The sequence below is a fragment of the uncultured Fibrella sp. genome (assembly GCF_964250085.1).
Classification (GTDB): Bacteria; Bacteroidota; Bacteroidia; order Cytophagales; family Spirosomataceae; genus Fibrella.
The window spans coordinates 36,781-53,688 of sequence record NZ_CAXUEC010000010.1; the positions used below are offsets into that span (position 1 = coordinate 36,781).

Here is a 16,908-nt window from a genome sequence, read left to right on the forward strand (position 1 = left end):
TCGGGATAACGTACCTGAGTGATGGTCCATGATTGGAAAAACGGTCTGTATGGGGCAACTTGCGGCTGTTGTAACCCCTGGCAAATGCATCGCTCTACCCGTTTTCTGCTGGCTGCTTGTTTATCAGTCAGTTGGTTGCCTCTTCTGGCTCAGAAAGAGGTCCTGTACTCCCAATACCTCGTAAATCCGATGGCTATCAACCCGGCTTTTGCGGGTGTGCGTGAAGATTTCAGCATGACACTGGCTTTCCGGGGGCGGTTGTTTAGTTTCCTGAGCCAGAATGCGCAACAGATTGCTACGCCCATTACCCAGACCTTCGCCGCCGATGGGCAACTGGGTACCGGCCACTTCGGGCTGGGTTTTCAGGTACTCAACGACCGAAACAGTACGCTCGGTAACGTGGGCCTGTCCAGTAACCTTTCCTACCGCGTCGACCTGCCCAATCTGGCCCGGTTGTTTTTCGGCGTGCAGGGCGGCGTCAATATTCTGCCCATCGTTGGCACCGGAACGAACCTGGGCGGAAGCAGTGCTTTGCTGAGCTACGGAGTAGGCATGTACTACGATGCGGCTACGTTTTTCGCGGGTATTTCGGCTCCTGAACTCAACAGCAAGGCGTTTGGGCTGGGTGGATTTCTGTACCGGCAACCGATTTACGTACAGGGTGGCGGCAAGATCGATGTAGCCGAAGACTTTAAACTGATCCCGTCGGTGGTACTCTCGCGGTCGGGGTCCGAACCGCTGGCCGTTGACCTGAACGCACGGCTTTGGTACGCCAACCGCGCCGCGCTGGGCGTGTCGGTCCGACAGAATAATACCTTTACGAATGGCACTTTCAACTATGTGCAGGGAACGCTGGAGTATCAACTCTCAGGAAACGTAAGACTGGGTTACCTTTATAACTCAATTGCCCCCGAAGCCCCATTGACCGCCTTTCAGCGAACCATGCATGAACTCGTTTTTAGGTATACGCCTAATCCCAATACACTCAAGTTTTCGTACTTTTAGCCCCGTATGCCCAATCAACGCGTTATTCAGGACCTCTTTATTACCCACGATTTAGATCGCGAGTTTCCGCTGGCGGCTCATTTCGTGCAGACCTACGGAGAGTATCCGAATTACCTCTTCACGCACGAAGACTATAAAACAGACCTGCACGACTGGCTGTTGGCGCGTGGTTTCACCGTCATCAATCAGTCGATGCGGTTAACTAAAGATGGTCTGCGCACGAACGAACGCATCTATACCCATCCAAACGGCGTCATGCTCAACGGTGAGTTTATGTGGGATTCGTACTGCCGGTTTTCTGGTTTTTATCGGGATGCCGATGCCTTGCAGGCCTGTCTGGGTGGTATCGAGAGCCTGATCTGCGAGCAGGAGCCCGAACAAACCAATATTTACCTTATCCAGAGCGGGCTGGGTGGCTTGCATACCGAGCGCGTGGAGATCGAACCGCCGCAGATTGACCTGGAATTATACTATAACGATGGTTTCCCTGACGTGCACGAACGGCTGGTGTCGCTGTTGAACAAACCCAAATACAAAGGGCTGATCCTGCTGCATGGCGAACCGGGCACCGGCAAAACCACCTATATCAAGTACCTCAGTTCACAGGTGCGGAAGAACATGCTGATTCTACCGCCCTACATGACCAACTTCCTCACGTCGCCCGATCTGATTCCGTTTCTGCTCGAGCAACGTGATTCCGTACTGTTGATCGAAGATGCCGAGCGAATCTTGCAGGCTCGTGAAGCGGGTGGGGACACAAACAGCGTTTCCAATATTCTGAACCTGACTGATGGCCTTCTGGCCGATTGTCTTCATATTCAGATCATTGCTACGTTCAACGCCAACAAAAGCCTGCTCGATAAAGCGTTGCTTCGGAAGGGCCGATTGATGATCGATTATGCGTTTGGCAAACTGGCGGCTCCTAAAGCAAATGCCCTGCTGGCAAGCCTGGGCAGCGATTTACATACGAACGACCCAATGACGCTCGCTGATATTTTCAATGTTGAAGGGCAAACCATCTCTGGTGAGCGTACGGAGAGCAGTTCAAAAGTGGGTTTCTAAACCCATTGACGGGCACTTAATGGGCCGTTGACGGAATCAGTGGCGGCACCGTTACCGTCAGTACCCAGCCAGCGCCAGCGGATACCTGTTGTGCCTGAAGTGTAGAGGCTACCTCCCAGGAAGGCACGTATGTGGTCGAATTTGAGTTCCAGTACATGCCGGGTTTCCTGCAACTATTGGGCCAGTCAATTGAGCGGTAAGAGTATGACTACCTTAATAAATCAAATGCTCGTTAGATAGTGCTAAACTCGGTATAGGCTAATTATTGGCCTGAATAGGAGGGCTGCTGTATTGTTGGTATGATTTTTGCAAAACCACGACTCACACTCTCGTTTAGCCTTAATTAGCGGTTATAAGACCAACTCCGCCGCTATCAGGCTGCCTTTCTGCGGCCGGAAAAGCGGTGATTCCACTGGAAGAGCAAGGTAAATAAGGCGTTGCGCCCTCAAAAACCGCTACCTTTGCACCTTCGACATGGCCCACGAGGGTTATGTCTTTTTTTTAAGATGGAAATTCGCAAATCAGACCGGCTCACACATCTCAAATATGATATTCGGGGACCGGTTTATGAAAAGTCGCTGGAGTTAGAGAGCCAGGGCTATAAAATCATTAGCCTGAATATTGGTAATCCGGCGGCATTTGGCTTCGATACGCCCGATGAGATTGTCCACGACGTTATCCTGAACATCCGCAATGCGCAGGGCTATGCTGATTCGCGTGGCTTGTTTGCGGCTCGTAAGGCGGTGATGCATTACACCCAGAACCTGGGCTTGCCCGGTGTTACCATCAACGACATCTACATTGGGAATGGCGTTAGTGAATTGATCCTGCTGTCGATGCAGGCGCTAATCAACGAAGGCGACGAAGTGCTGGTGCCCTCGCCCGATTATCCGCTCTGGACAACATCGGTGGCACTTTGCGGTGGTAAACCCGTTCACTACGTCTGCGACGAAGCGGCTGGCTGGAACCCTGACCTTGCCGATCTGGAAAGCAAAATAACTAACCGGACGCGCGCAGTTGTGCTTATTAATCCCAATAACCCAACCGGGGCCGTTTACGACAAAACAGTGCTGGAAGGAATAGCGCGGATCGCCGAGAAGCACCAGCTAATTGTCTTTGCCGACGAGATTTACGACAAAATCCTGTACGACGGTGCCATACATCATCCAATGGCCCGCTTTGTTCATGACACGTTGTGTATCACCATGAATGGCCTATCGAAAAACTACCGGGCGGCTGGTTTTCGGGGTGGCTGGCTGGTGATGACGGGGGCCAAGCACAAGGCCAAATCATATATCGAAGGGCTGACGTTACTGGCCAGTTTACGTTTGTGCGCCAACGTACCTACGCAATACGCGATTCAAACGGCACTGGGCGGCTACCAGAGTATCCACGACCTGGTTATTCCTGCCGGGCGGCTATACCGGCAAATTATGCTGGCCTATGACCGGATGGTCGCTATTCCGGGCATCACGTGTGTGAAGCCAAAAGGCGCTCTGTACATTTTCCCGAAAATTGACCTGAGCCAGTTCAACATCGCAGATGACAACGAGTTTGTCTACGATCTACTGGTCGAGCAGAAGGTACTGGTGGTGGCTGGTCAGGGATTTAACTTCACCACACCCGACCATTTTCGCATTGTCTGCTTGCCAACCGTCGATGAGATGACGCTGGCTCTAAACCGCATCGAAGCATTCCTGGGGAGCCGAAGGAAGTAGCGGAAGTAGTAATTGCTGACGCCCGGCCCGTCAAAAAAGCCAGGCGTTAGTAATTACCCAATTACTTATCGCCCCGTTAATAGCTATCGGCTGCAACTGGAGCCTGTACAAAACCGGCTGTTTTTAAAATCTGCCCGGCTAGTGAGTGAATAATTGTCTCGCGCCGGAACTGGTTGATAAATTCAGTGCGAACCGTATTCTGGTACGGTATTGTCAACAGGTACGTTGCCAGGGAGGCCGAGTCGCCGGGGGTGAAAACAAAACTGTTCGGTACGTGCCGGTTAACAAACTGGGCTGCGTAGCCCGCCACACCAGCCAGCACGGGTTTGTCGGTGGCGGCATACTCAAACAGCTTCGATGGTAAGCACCGCTCAAAGGCCGCCAAATTGTTGAGGTGCATAAATAGATAGTCGGCCTGTTTGTATTCGGTGAGCAATGTAGCCCGATTGACCGGCGGACGAATAGCCACGTTGTTCAAGCCTGCTTCGGCCACTGCTTTTTCGAGGCGATTTTTAGTGCCACCATCACCGATGACAACAAACCGGTAGGTTGGGCCAAGCAGCCGGGCAGTAGCTGGAATGATTTTTTCAAGACCCTGCCCCTCACCAATATTACCGGCATACAGGATGGTACGCTGGATAGGCGGCTCAGCGGAAGTCGGCGTAGGGGGGATGTTTAGAAAATAATCGTCGATCCCGTTGGTGAAATGGCTGTATGTAGCTTGTTGATAGTCAGCGAAGTAATCGTCGAAGCCTTCCGAAACCATGTTAATATGGCGGGCATATCCGAAGGTATAACGTTCAACCGACTTTAAGGTGGGCGATAAGACCAGTTTAGCAATTGGGTTCCTGAGGAGCTCCAGAATGTTTTCCCGGAACAGATCGCGTATGTCCAGCACTAAGGGGATTTTTCGTTGCCTGGCTAGTTGCGCACCCAGAAAAGCGGAGAACAGGCGGGACGAGGAAGCTACCACTACGTCGTAGGTGCCGTTGCGGGTTAACGCATATGCCTGACGGTAAAAGTGAACATAGGAGCGAATCTGATCGACAAACCCGCTTGTGTGGGCTGGTACCGAGATACGATTAATACGGAGGTTGCCGTGTTGCTCCTCGGCCGCCGCTTCAGCCCGAAACGACTGGTATCGGTTTGGTTGCGTAGTAACGACATGAACCGTACCTGTTTCGCCAAGTTGCCGCGCCAGCTCATAAGCCAACGGCGTATTGCGGAATGATCCCGCACTCAGATCTGGCGAAAAATAGTAAGTCAGTAAAAGTATATTCACAAGCGGGCCGTAAAAAGGGCCGTCAGTGCGGTGGAAATGTCAAGTGTTACTCGGGAAGCAAGACGAGTAAAGTTGAAACCGACGGCCTGGTTATAGTTGGATAAGTTAACACTTAGCGCCTGCTCGTTCATGAAAAGAATATCACAATCCATTGATTTGACGACATTTTGCTGAGTCGTCAAAGATATACAATGGTCGAAATAGAGATTGGATTTCTTCGTTAAATTATTGTTGTAAAAGCTATCATATATACTGAGCGTAGCATCATCGACAAATTTCCACTGGCGGGTATGGTATTCGCCCAGGTGTGCGTAGCCGTCGTGAACTGCCTCTACACAGTGCGGCGTGTCCACAAGGATACGTACCTGAGCCCGCCGGCCAACCCGAAAACCACTCCATACTTCCGACGAATTTTTGTCTGCTACAGTTACAGTGTTGTGTGCGGCCGTACTTCGTTCCCAGCTACGTTGTTCACCAATCTGGTAGGTCGACGTACCCGGATCAACCACAAAGGGTTTACCATCTACATGCAGCACAAACGAGAACGTATCCGCATGAGCATGCCCCGGTTGATGAGCTGGCCCGACCGGACCAACGTCGATAAACAGCTCAAAGCGTGGCGTAGTCAACATCCGGTAGCCACTATCGCTTAATAATGCAGGTACTGGTCTGAAATTCAGTGTCTTGGCTTTGTCCAGGAGCTCGGCCGTGGTGGGGGCAACGCCATAAGCAGCATCATTGACCATCGGCACCGACCCGTCGCGAAACGTCACGGAAACAAGCCAGTCCAGCATGGCGGCGGTCTTTTCCTGAACGTACCTGATCAGATTCTGGTCGTTCACCCACCGGTTGCTCATCAGGACCGAATAAACGTCGAGGAGGCGGTCGGTCAGGAGTTGGTGATATACCGGACTGCGTTCATAATGACCCCCGTCTTGCAGAATCTGCTCATCGAGTTGAGCCCGTAGCAGGTTGATACCCTCGAAAAACCAAAGCCTATGCTGAAAGTGAATGGCCATGATGGTCAGCGCACAGGCGTTTTCGAGGAGGTGATTGCCACCAAGGTGGTATTCCAGCCGGGAGTGGAGCAGGGCTGTCTGTGCGTACAGGTGACGTTCGATAACCGAGTCGCGAATGGTGTCGTGCAGCAGAAATGCCCGCCAGTTCAAGACGCGAAGCGAAGTTGGATAAGGCTCCAGCCCATCAACGAGCGCGTCTGTCTGCCGAATGAAGTCATGGATAAGCGCCAGCCCGTACTCCGACTCGTTCAACTGCTCAAAATAATTGAGGGTATAGGTCCAGAGCTTACCATTGGCAGCATAGTTCCAGTCGATCCGATCCGTGAAGGTAACCGATTGATTCAGGAAGGTAAAGGTGACCGGAAAGGGAATGCCAGGTACGTTACCGGCAGGGTCGCCACCGCCCCATTGCAGGCGTGGCCGACTGCGCAGGCGATTCCATACCTGGTATATCACCTGCCGGGGAGTCAGGTGTCGAAGGGTACGCCAGTATAGTCCGAGGGTAGCCAATTATCAATTATCAATTATTAATTGAGCTTTTAGACACTGTGATTTGTTTTCTGGTCACCAACAGATTTCCGTTCAATACGTATGTAGCGACGCCGTTCGCCCATACCAAATCCACCGTTCGTAACTTCCCCAAGCGGAGCCATTGTTCATTGATAATTGTTCATTGGTACCTGTGCCCATCCTCCTTCGTGCAAGCTACGCAGGGCAGCCAGGGTTGCGGCGGTCGTGTTTACCAGGTCGGCAAACGGAATCAGGGGTGCCCCGCCCGTGCGCAGGGTATCAATGAGCCGCCGAAACTGCTCGGTATGGCCCTTATCCTGACCACCCGACTGGCTCGAGAACCCACGGAATCCGTAGCCTTTCAACGACTTGAAATTGTCGAGGATGAGCGTTCTTTCCTGCGAATATACCTCGATTCGTTCCTTGGCGTATGCTTTGCTGCCATTGGCGAAATAGTTGATTACGCCGGTTGATCCATTCTCATACCGCAACAGGATCGACGCCGAATCGGTGATCTCTGATGGATGTTGCCCCATCGCGTTCATGCAGACTGCTACTACCCGGCTTCCCGTCAGGTACGTGATCAGGTCGACGTAATGGCAGGCTTCGCCCAGGATACGCCCGCCGCCAACTGCCCGGTCGTGTACCCACGAGTTGGCCGGAATAGCCCCCGCGTTCATGGTGGCGATCACGTTCATCGGTACGGCATCGCTACCGGCACCGCCCAGTAATGCCTTGGCTTTCCGGGCCGTAGGCGCAAACCGACGGTTAAACCCAACCATCACCATCCGTTCGTTAACCTGATCGGTAGTCTGGTGGGCATTTATCACATCGGCCAGCTCATCCTCGTAGATGGCCAGTGGTTTTTCCACAAACACATGTTTGCCTGCCTGCAAAGCTTCCACCACCAGTTTTGCGTGATTGTTATGACGGGTAGTGATCACGCAAAGGTCAATGGCGGGGTCGGTCAATACGTCCTGGTAGTTGGTTGTACTTTGGGCAATACCATGCTTTTTCGCCAGCAGCGTACCACTGAGTCCATTGGCACTAACGATGGTTTGCAGGGTGGCTCCGGCTTTTTGTAAGGCAGGTACGAGGGTTGACCCGGCGAAATTGCCTGCACCAATGATGCCAACGACCCCTGCCGATTTGGCCAGTGGTATATCCGCGGCACGCAACCTGACCAGCGTACCCAGCCGATCGCCGAAGCGGGTCGCCGCTTCGGGTGTATCGGGGTAGCTGAGCAGTGAGGCGATGCTAGCCGACCCATTCATCCGGCCATAAATCTGCTGGTAATCGGCCAGGGGAACAATCTCCGTAATCAGTGGGTCTACCTGTAGCTGCCCTGTGCCAAGCAGGTGCAGGATCGTCTGGAAATTGCGGTTTTCGGTCCAGCGGACAAACGGCAGTGGATAATCGTGGCCAGCCTGCTCATAATCAGCGTCGTAGCGGCCCGGACCGTATGAGCACGAAACCTGAAATGTCAGTTCTTTCTCAAAGAAATCGGCGCGGCTTAGGTTCAGCCCAACCACACCGATCAGCACAATGCGCCCGCGTTTACGACTCATCCGGGCCGCCTGCGTCATGATCTCGTCTGACCGGGACGCGTTCGGCTTGGTAGAGGCGGTGATCAGCACACCGTCGGCTCCGGTGCCACCGGTTACGTCGATTACCGCTTTCACCACGTCGGTGTTGGCGGAATTAAGCGTGTCAATGCCCAGGGTGCGGGCTAGCGTTAGCTTCCGTTCGTCGAGGTCGAGGCCGATCACCCGGCAGCCGTTCAGGCGCAGAAGCTGGGCCGTAAGCAGCCCGATCAGTCCCAGGCCAACCACCACGATGGTTTCACCCAGCGTAGGGTTCACCAGCCTGATACCCTGAAGGCCGATGGCACCAATAACGGTAAACGCCGCCTGATCATCGGTGACCGAATCGGGAATTTTAGCCACCAGGTTACGGGGAATGCAGACCATTTCGGCATGTTGCCCGTTAGACGCCACCCGATCGCCAACGCTGATATCGGTAATGCCTGTGCCCACGGCCACTACCTCGCCCACATGGCAATAGCCAAGTGGCAGTGGCTGGTCTAGCTTCCGAAAAACAGCCTCTAAAGTTGGCAACAGCCCGTCTGACTGGATTTTCTCGATGACCTGCTTTACTTTATCGGGCTGTTGACGGGCTTTACTGAGCAGATTTGCCTTGCCGAAATCGACCAGCATCCGTTCGGTACCAAGTGATACCAGCGTGCGTCGGGTGCGAATCAGCACTTGGCCGGCACGTACCTGAGGCGCTGGCACTGTCTCCAGCACCGTCTCGCCGGACTTTAAATTCTGTATAAGCTGGTACATCTACGGGGGTAATGATTCGGGCAAAGGTAGGAACAATAGCCTCTACGCTCTTACTGACTCCCTCCCTCAGGGAGTGGAAATATCTTTGAAAACTGAGCGGTAATCTGTGGGAGTACTATCTACTTTTGATGAATTGACTGACGTCCTCTACCGCATCATATGACCTTACTGATTTTTTCATATAATCGTGCCTTACAACTTCAGACCCTATTGAGTAGCCTATTGGCGTACTTACAAGTCGATGCCCCCTATTCAATCCATGTTTTGTACGCTGCCGACAACGACGACTATCAAGCGGGATATGAGCAGGTTGTACGGGCGTATCCGCAGATTCAGTTTCACCGGGAGCGACGACAGCATAAATGGGCATGGCCATTAGTAACCCGATACTGGAAGAATTTGTATCGGTACTTGACGCATTCGAGCCTACGGCGCACGACTAATTTTAAGTCGTTGACTGAGCAAATTATCGCAAATAGTCCACACGAAGGTGTTCTGTTCCTTACCGACGACAGTTTGTTCACGCGTCCTGTCCTAATTGATCGTGTTCGGCTCAACACTGTACTCGGCGATTCACTCCATAGGTATACTCTAAGTCTACGCCACGGCTTATCGCTTAGGCCACTACCAATTAACATAGAGGCTGACAAAACTGGCGGTCACGTTTGGCGGATAGAACCTAACCTGGTTGATCTCGGACATTGGACATGGCGTTTTTCGGTTGATGGGCATCTGTATACTCGCCAGGCGTTGTTGCCAGTGCTACGGCGTTTGAATTACGCTAATCCAAATTCACTAGAAGGGTTTGTAAACGAATACATCTCTACTGTTCAGCCTCATTTGTATAGTACGTTATTTTTCGATGCTCAACCTAGTTTGGTCGGTTTTATTCTAAACAAGGTGCAGACATACAACGGTAACCGTAGCTTCGATATAGCGCCTGCCTATTTGAATGCAAAAATGCTGGCGGGTTACCAGCTCCGCTATCACTATCAGGAGCCAGTTACCGACTTTCAACCTGAACTTGAGGCAGTTGAATTGTATGACCCAGCAACAGGTGAGCAAGAGGTGCTGAAAACTGCTTGATTAACTACTACTAAATAACTTTAATGTTTATTCTTCGCAAGCTTTACGCTATACTTACATTTTTAGGAATTGATCCGCTACGTTTATTTCAGAATATCACTGGTCTGAGGTGGTTCTGGTCTGATTATCGAGCCTTTAAAAAACTGGCAGGACCAAATCCGCTTTTTCCAATTGACTCCTTTTATCCGCTACTGAATGATAAACGAGCGAGTAGTGGCAGCGTTAAAGGACATTACTTTCATCAGGATCTGCTCGTTGCACAACGTGTATTTAACAATGCACCCGCCAGGCATGTCGATATAGGATCACGAATTGATGGGTTCGTTGCTCATGTAGCATCATACCGGCCAGTGGAGGTATTCGACATCAGACCTTTGTATGATCTTATTGATAATGTTCGATTTACGCAGGCAAATCTTATGCAGGTGGATGAACGATTAATAGACTACACCGATTCAGTTTCGTGCCTGCACACGATCGAGCATTTTGGGCTGGGTCGCTATGGTGACCCACTTGACCCGCAAGGCTATTTAAAAGGACTTCAGGCTATCAGGCAGGTTTTGCGGAAAGGAGGTATGTTCTATTTTTCAACCCCAATTGGCCCACAACGAATTGAGTTTAACGCCCATCGTGTATTCAGTGTAGCTTATCTACTGGATATGTTTCAAACAGATTATGATCTGTTGCACTTCTCGTATGTCGATGACAAAGGCGATTTACATAAACACGTCGACCTGAAGCCAACTGATGTTCAACGTAACTTTGGGTGTCGATATGGCTGCGGTATTTTCGAGCTAAGGAAGCGCTAAATCTATTTTCTCTGGTAACGAAGAATTAAGTAAAACGTCCACGATTCGATTGGCAGCTTTACCATCCCAAAGTGGTGGTATCGTTCCTTGCTTACCTTTCCTCGACCGAATGGCATTGAGGTGGTTGCTGACCGTACTGGGATCAAGGTCAGCGAGTAGGGTATTGGTGCCGAACTCAACGGTGCTGGGGCGTTCGGTGCTGTTGCGGAAGGTGAGGCAGGGAATCTGCAGGTACGTTGTTTCTTCCTGAATACCGCCTGAGTCCGTAACAACTGCTTTGGCGTGTTCCATCAGATTCAGAAATTCCAGATAACCCTGCGGTTCCAGTAACCGTACATTCTTGAGTGTAGTCAGTTGGTCGAGCAGGCCAAAGCGGGCCAGGTTGGAACGGGTACGTGGATGAAGTGGAAAGACAACCGGATCATATTGGGCTGCTTCACTGGCGATCTGTACAAGTGCCCGCAGCCCGTCAACAGTATCCACGTTTGATGGTCGATGCATGGTAAGAAGAATATATTCTCCAGGCGTTAACTCCAATGTTTGAACCATGTTCAGCGCGGCAGCCTGGTCTCGATAACGCACCAGCGAGTCGATCATGACGTTGCCAACGAACTTGACTTTCTCATCAGCGATGCCTTCGCGACGTAGATTGTCGAGGCCGGCCTGCTCTGTGACAAACAGCAAGTCGGACAGGTTATCGGTGAGAATCCGGTTGATCTCTTCGGGCATCTGTCGGTCGCCCGACCGCAAGCCTGCTTCTACGTGTGCCACCTGCACACCCATCCGAACGGCTACCAGCGCACAGGCCAGCGTGCTCGTCACGTCGCCCACCACCACCACCCAGTCGGGTTGTTCGGTTTGCATCACGGCCTCAAATTTGGTCATGATATCGGCAGTTTGCTGAGTGTGAGTGCCGCTGGTAACGCCGAGGTAGTAATCTGGTTTTGGTAAACCAATCTGGTTGAAAAAAACGTCGCTCATTCTGGCGTCGTAGTGCTGGCCGGTATGCACAATTTTCGACTCGATGTCATTGTGCCTTAAAAAAGCACGGTGCAGCGGAGCCACTTTCATGAAATTGGGCCGAGCGCCCACAACGTTCAAAATCTTCATATAGAGACGCGTTAATACAGTGGCATTGATCCTACTGGTCAAGTAATGAATAGGCGGGGGCATCTATGAATTGCTGGCACCAGGCCTCGATAGCTACGAGCCCCCAGATGCTATAGACTGCGTCCAGGTGTCCATTTTTAGTGTTTTCAATGAGCCTATGAACGTTTTTTGGATCAAAAATACCTCGCCGGTTCAGTACGTCGGTAGAGAGGTATTGCTCAAAAAGCCCGTCAAGTTGCCCAGCCATGAGCCAACTTCGCAGTGGGGTGCCAAAGCCGGTTTTAGGTCGGTAAATGACTTCGTTAGGCAGATAGCGCTCCATCAGCTTCTTTAAAATGTATTTAGTTTCGCGCCCTTTCATTTTGAGCGCTGGCGGTAATCGAGCGGCGAAATTGACCAGTTCCACATCTAAAAAAGGTACTCTTGCTTCTACGCCTACCGCCATACTTAGCTTGTCTGTGTAATTCAGATTATGATCAGGTAGATAGAATGTTGTCTCCCAGAACAGGAGCTGGTTGAGGAGCGATGACTCGTCTGGAATCTGGGATAGCGCAGTGAGTAGTCGATGCCGAGGGTGTATATCAGGAAGCATTGCCTGTATCGCTGGCGTGAAAAGGCTCCGGTTTATCGAATAAGGTAACCAACCATAGTAATCGGCTAACCGGTCAGGCTGTTGTTTGCCCAATCCTTCTGCTATTTTCTGGAGGCGCCTGACCTGTGGGTGCTGGCCTGGCCATTGAGACAAAATAGCAGAAGCCAACTTACCCATTCCACTTGGCAGGTGTTGAAACAGCGCTTCCATACTTAATGCCTGATGGCGACGATAACCCGAAAAAATATCATCGCCAGCGGTGCCTCCCAACAACACGGTATGGCCGTTTTCCCGAGCCTGGCGGCATATATTAAGTACATTGATCGGGGCCGTATCTGCCAGAGGTTCGTCGAGATGATAAATGACCTTGCTAAAGTCCCGAACGATATCTGATTCCGCTGCTACTTCGATCAACTTCACTCCAAGGTGTTTGGCTACCAGCCTGGCGTAGGGAAGGTCGTTGTCGAAACCTTCATATGACTTTTGAGATGAAGCTGTTCGGATCGTGTAACAGGTTAACTGCTCCTTAGGTCTGAGTTGAGCAGCAAGAGCAACAACGGCACTGGAATCCAGACCACCGGAGAGAAAAAAACCTAAGGGAACATCAGACTGTAATTGACGGTCTACGGCTTGCCGCATTTGCTGGTCCAGCGCCTCGATCAGCTCTGCTTCGGGGCGCTGATCATAAACGCCCCGAAGTGGCAGGGAATAATATTGCTTGATCGACATCGTGGATGGCAGATCGACCGATACGCATAAGTAGTGGCCTGGTAATAGTTTTCTCACATGCCGTAGCGGAGTTTGTTCACCCGGTGCATACAAAAAATGCAGGTATTGACTCAGGGCCGTGTAGTCGAGAGACTGGTCTATACCCGGATAACCGGCAATGACTTTCAATTCGGAGGCAAACAGAAACTGGTCTGATTGATGGTAATAGTATAACGGCTTTACACCAAACTGGTCGCGGGCCAAAACTAATTTGCGCGTTTGCGTATCATAAATAGCGCAGGCAAAAATGCCGTTCAGGCGGCTAAAAATAGCCGTTCCAAACTCAGCGAAACCATACAAAAGTGTCTCTGTGTCACTCGTTGACCGAAATTGACAGCCCCGGCGGCGTAAATCGGCTCTCAAATCGAGGTGGTTATAAATTTCGCCATTGAAGGTAACAACGTACCTGCCATCGCTGGTTTGCATGGGCTGATGACCATTGGCAGATAAGTCAAGTATAGCCAGTCGGGTGTGGGCGAGCGTCAGGTTATGGGCTTGATAAATACCATTGCCGTCTGGGCCACGATGGCTTAGAAACGACTTCCAATAGTCGGGTGAAACCAACGCTTGGCCTACCTGTCCTGCTATTCCGCACATACGTTACTTAGTGGCTTTTATCAGCATGAACAATCCATGCGTAGGAAAGAAATGTTGAATGAACTTTCTGGGAAACAGGCGCCTGGCTACGGTTAACAACGTACCTGCATGACGCTGCCCTGCCTGAGAACTCAGCAAATCGCCGTGTGTGAGAACCGTATGAATAGTTACCAGACTGAAGCCGGAAAACAACGCTTTCGCTTCTGGTAAGGTATACGCTTTGGTGCCCGGACTTTCTAAAAATCGGGCATAAATATCGGCTAGTGATAGAGTCCATCGGCCCGTCAGGAAGGCATAACGTACCCAGAGCATATACCCGACAAAGCTGTGGGTATGATAGATCATAACCGCTGCTTCACCACCCGGCTTTAACACTCGATGAATCTCCGAAACGGCCTTCGGCGTATCAGGGCTGTGGTGAATCACACCCCACGAGTAAACAAGATCGAATTCATTTGTTGCGTAAGGGAGTGCCTCTGCATCGGCAACCTGTACGTTTGCCGGTAACCCAAAGCAGGCCAGCCTTTCCTGGGTATGCTTCACCGCACGCGGGGTTAGATCACAGCCTTTCAGCAAAGCACCTGCTTCAGCAAAGCGCTGATGGTCAGCACCCAGACCTACCCCTATTTCCAGCACATGACGCGCTGAAGAGTCGTCGAAGCGAGCAAAATCAACTATATAAGGCTCTAACTGATAGCGGATTTGCGCTTGTTGCTTATAACTACCCTGCTGATCGGTACCAGTTAGATAAAGCGTTTCTCCGCAGGATGCTTCATTCCAGAAAGCATGAACTTGCTGCTTGTCGAGATCCATCATGTGTAGGGCTATTACGAGAATAAGTGTGAATAGCTTTCGTGAAACTGTTGTTCATCTATGTACGCTCTGGATACCCTTAACGCTCCGGCAACATACTGTTGATAGGTGTCGTTTTCCATTGATACATAGTGATTTATGGCGTCAATCCAACTGGATCCTTCTAAAGGTAAGTCGCTGCCAGCCAATTGTTCGCTTAAGTTTCGCCAGGGTGTCTGGTCGCTGATTAGTACAGGTACGCCAATTGATAATGATTCGAAAATTGCATGACCAAAACTTTCTCCGAGGGTTGGCAACACGAAGAAATCGTTCTGGGCCAGGGTTTGGGGAACCTGCCCGTTGGGTAAATAATTCTGGTACTTTATTTCGTGTGGACCACTATAGGCCGTAATGAGCTGGTTGCACTTTTTCCAGTAACGGTCATCATTTATATGGCCATAGATAGACAAATGAATTTTCCCGACAGATAGCTTAGGAAATAAATCAAGGAGGAAGTGCAGGTTTTTTACTGGAGCGATTCGGGAAATAAACACCATTCGCAATACACCTTTTTCCTTTACATATTCCTCACGATGGGGTAATAGTGCAGGCGTATCCGGGGCCAAAATAATGGGTATAAACTTAATTGATGGCCGCGTGAACACATGTTTTATCGCCTCTGTTTCTGCTTTACTGGTCGCATGCCATGTAATTAAATTTGAGTTGAATATTCTCTTTAACAGGGCAAGAAAAAGACGCTTCTTTTGGTATTTTATGGATAACGCACTAGCTTGTAATTCGCCACGGGGCGCAATAATAATCTTTCGTTTGTGGGCAAAAGAGATCAAAAGCAGTATGCGGGACATGCTTCCGAATAAGCTGTTAAGATAGATATGGTCTGGGTTTGTCTGAGTTATTAATTTTTTAAAATAATAACTATTAATAGTTCGTGGGCTGGCATACAATATACTATAGAAAGTGCGATCAAGCCACTGATTTGTGACAATTCCCGCATAAGGATTGTCATCTTTATAATCCCGATCACGAGATACCAGATAAATGGTATACTGGTTTTTTAAGAGTGATAATAAGTTGGATATAGAATGCACAGGCCCTCCTGATTTATAACCGGGCAGAAAATACTCAACGAAGATCAAAAGTGTTTTTTTCTTACTTGTTGGCTCATTCATAGGGCTTGCTCCTCGTGGGTGAGTACTTCCTGGTAAAGAGCCGCATATTGGGCCGACACGTTCTCAATAGTATACTTAGCCGCGTTTTGATACCCGGCGAGGATAAGCCGTTCCCGATAGGCGGAGTCGTTGATAAGTAATTGTATGCCTGAATGAATGGAATCGATACAATAGGGGTCTGCCAGATGAGCGGCCTCTCCTGCCAGTTCGCGCATTGGTGAAAGAGAAGACGTTAACACCACTCTGCCAACAGCATTAGCCTCAATAATTGGCATACCAAATCCTTCATATGTCGAAACAAAGGAGACAAGATCGCAGGCTTCATATTCTTTTATTATTTCCCTGTCCGGCAAATTTTCTTTCTGGGTGTATGATAAGCCTGACTCGGTAAGCTGGTCTTTCTGAGAAACGGAGAGCCGTCCAATAATTACCAGTGTACAAGGTATACCTTGTAGGGCATCAACAAGGCGAGGTAAATTTTTATTTTCTCCTGTTCCTATATGAAGTATGCGTGGCTGTTTACTGTTAAATTCCTTTCGAGAAGGTTTCAGATCAGGGTTATAATGATTCGAAATTACACGGATTTTGCCAGACAATTTAGGGCCAACAAAGTGAATCAGTTCCTGCTTTGATTTTTCGGAAATCGTGATGACATATTCAGCCCGGCGTATGGGTAGGTAATAAAATAATAAATAGATGAAACTGAACCTGATAACGTTTCCAGCTTTGTGTTGGCGTTCGAGCGATACGCAGTCGTGGATTGTCAGTATAGTTCTGGCTGGTGGTAGTGCAAGGGCCAGATAGTGAAGTTCACCTGTGATATGGTAAATATCAGCCTGTTGCCGAAAGGTGAAGCGAAGGTTTTTCCACAATGTTTGAATACTCACACCCAGATTGGGCATATAGACTTCGGTTACCCTGAAACGGTGCTGTGATCTGATAGCAACTGCTAACTTCGTAAATAGACCTTCTATGCTGAATCCGGCCTGCTTATTTCTGAAGATATAAAGGATCGTTTTCACG

14 protein-coding genes are annotated in these 16,908 nt (G+C 50.1%); 5 read left to right on the top strand and 9 right to left on the bottom strand.

Annotated features, from left to right (window positions below):
• Positions 1–84: 84 nt before the first annotated feature.
• Both ACFE8Q_RS24625 and ACFE8Q_RS24630 read left to right on the top strand, forming a co-directional pair.
• Positions 85–1,005, top strand: coding sequence for a PorP/SprF family type IX secretion system membrane protein (locus ACFE8Q_RS24625; protein ID WP_375448104.1), 921 nt, complete (start codon positions 85–87; stop codon positions 1,003–1,005).
• Between the two features lie 6 nt (positions 1,006–1,011).
• Entirely contained in the window at positions 1,012–2,067 is a 1,056-nt protein-coding gene (locus ACFE8Q_RS24630) for an AAA family ATPase (protein WP_375448105.1), read from the top strand.
• Positions 2,068–2,083: 16 nt separating this feature from the next.
• On the opposite strand, the gene ACFE8Q_RS24635 is transcribed toward ACFE8Q_RS24630, so the two are convergent.
• Positions 2,084–2,224, bottom strand: coding sequence for a hypothetical protein (locus tag ACFE8Q_RS24635; RefSeq protein WP_375448106.1), 141 nt, complete (start codon positions 2,222–2,224; stop codon positions 2,084–2,086).
• 349 nt (positions 2,225–2,573) lie between these two features.
• On the opposite strand from ACFE8Q_RS24635, the gene ACFE8Q_RS24640 reads away from it, so the two are divergent.
• Entirely contained in the window at positions 2,574–3,785 is a 1,212-nt protein-coding gene (locus tag ACFE8Q_RS24640) for a pyridoxal phosphate-dependent aminotransferase (RefSeq protein WP_375448107.1), read from the top strand.
• Positions 3,786–3,861: 76 nt separating this feature from the next.
• On the opposite strand, the gene ACFE8Q_RS24645 is transcribed toward ACFE8Q_RS24640, so the two are convergent.
• The 3 genes from ACFE8Q_RS24645 to ACFE8Q_RS24655 all read right to left on the bottom strand — a co-directional run bounded on the left by ACFE8Q_RS24645 (position 3,862) and on the right by ACFE8Q_RS24655 (position 8,941).
• Complete coding sequence (locus tag ACFE8Q_RS24645; protein WP_375448108.1) at positions 3,862–5,067, bottom strand: glycosyltransferase family 4 protein; 1,206 nt, start codon at positions 5,065–5,067, stop codon at positions 3,862–3,864.
• Complete coding sequence (locus ACFE8Q_RS24650; RefSeq protein WP_375448109.1) at positions 5,064–6,596, bottom strand: heparinase II/III family protein; 1,533 nt, start codon at positions 6,594–6,596, stop codon at positions 5,064–5,066. The genes ACFE8Q_RS24645 and ACFE8Q_RS24650 overlap by 4 nt, the downstream gene beginning before the upstream one ends.
• A 146-nt stretch (positions 6,597–6,742) precedes the next feature.
• Positions 6,743–8,941, bottom strand: coding sequence for a bi-domain-containing oxidoreductase (locus tag ACFE8Q_RS24655; protein WP_375448110.1), 2,199 nt, complete (start codon positions 8,939–8,941; stop codon positions 6,743–6,745).
• A 159-nt stretch (positions 8,942–9,100) separates the two neighbouring features.
• Here ACFE8Q_RS24655 and ACFE8Q_RS24660 point away from each other — a divergent pair, with 159 nt between their 5' ends.
• Entirely contained in the window at positions 9,101–10,027 is a 927-nt protein-coding gene (locus tag ACFE8Q_RS24660; protein WP_375448111.1) for a hypothetical protein, read from the top strand.
• Between the two features lie 23 nt (positions 10,028–10,050).
• Positions 10,051–10,836, top strand: a complete 786-nt coding sequence (locus ACFE8Q_RS24665) for a DUF268 domain-containing protein (RefSeq protein ID WP_375448112.1) — start codon at positions 10,051–10,053, stop codon at positions 10,834–10,836.
• On the opposite strand, the gene wecB is transcribed toward ACFE8Q_RS24665, so the two are convergent.
• From wecB to ACFE8Q_RS24690, 5 genes are read right to left on the bottom strand one after another with little or no spacing between them, the layout of a single operon-like run.
• Positions 10,822–11,946, bottom strand: coding sequence for a non-hydrolyzing UDP-N-acetylglucosamine 2-epimerase (gene wecB, locus ACFE8Q_RS24670; RefSeq protein WP_375448113.1), 1,125 nt, complete (start codon positions 11,944–11,946; stop codon positions 10,822–10,824). The genes ACFE8Q_RS24665 and wecB overlap by 15 nt on opposite strands.
• Positions 11,947–11,977: 31 nt before the next feature.
• Positions 11,978–13,903: an asparagine synthase (glutamine-hydrolyzing) gene (asnB, locus tag ACFE8Q_RS24675; protein WP_375448114.1), complete on the bottom strand. Its 1,926-nt coding sequence runs from the start codon at positions 13,901–13,903 to the stop codon at positions 11,978–11,980.
• 3 nt (positions 13,904–13,906) lie between these two features.
• Entirely contained in the window at positions 13,907–14,719 is an 813-nt protein-coding gene (locus ACFE8Q_RS24680; RefSeq protein WP_375448115.1) for a class I SAM-dependent methyltransferase, read from the bottom strand.
• Between the two features lie 11 nt (positions 14,720–14,730).
• Complete coding sequence (locus ACFE8Q_RS24685; protein WP_375448116.1) at positions 14,731–15,885, bottom strand: glycosyltransferase; 1,155 nt, start codon at positions 15,883–15,885, stop codon at positions 14,731–14,733.
• Complete coding sequence (locus ACFE8Q_RS24690) at positions 15,882–16,907, bottom strand: glycosyltransferase family 4 protein (protein WP_375448117.1); 1,026 nt, start codon at positions 16,905–16,907, stop codon at positions 15,882–15,884. Before ACFE8Q_RS24690 ends, ACFE8Q_RS24685 begins: the two co-directional genes overlap by 4 nt.
• Position 16,908: the final 1 nt, after the last annotated feature.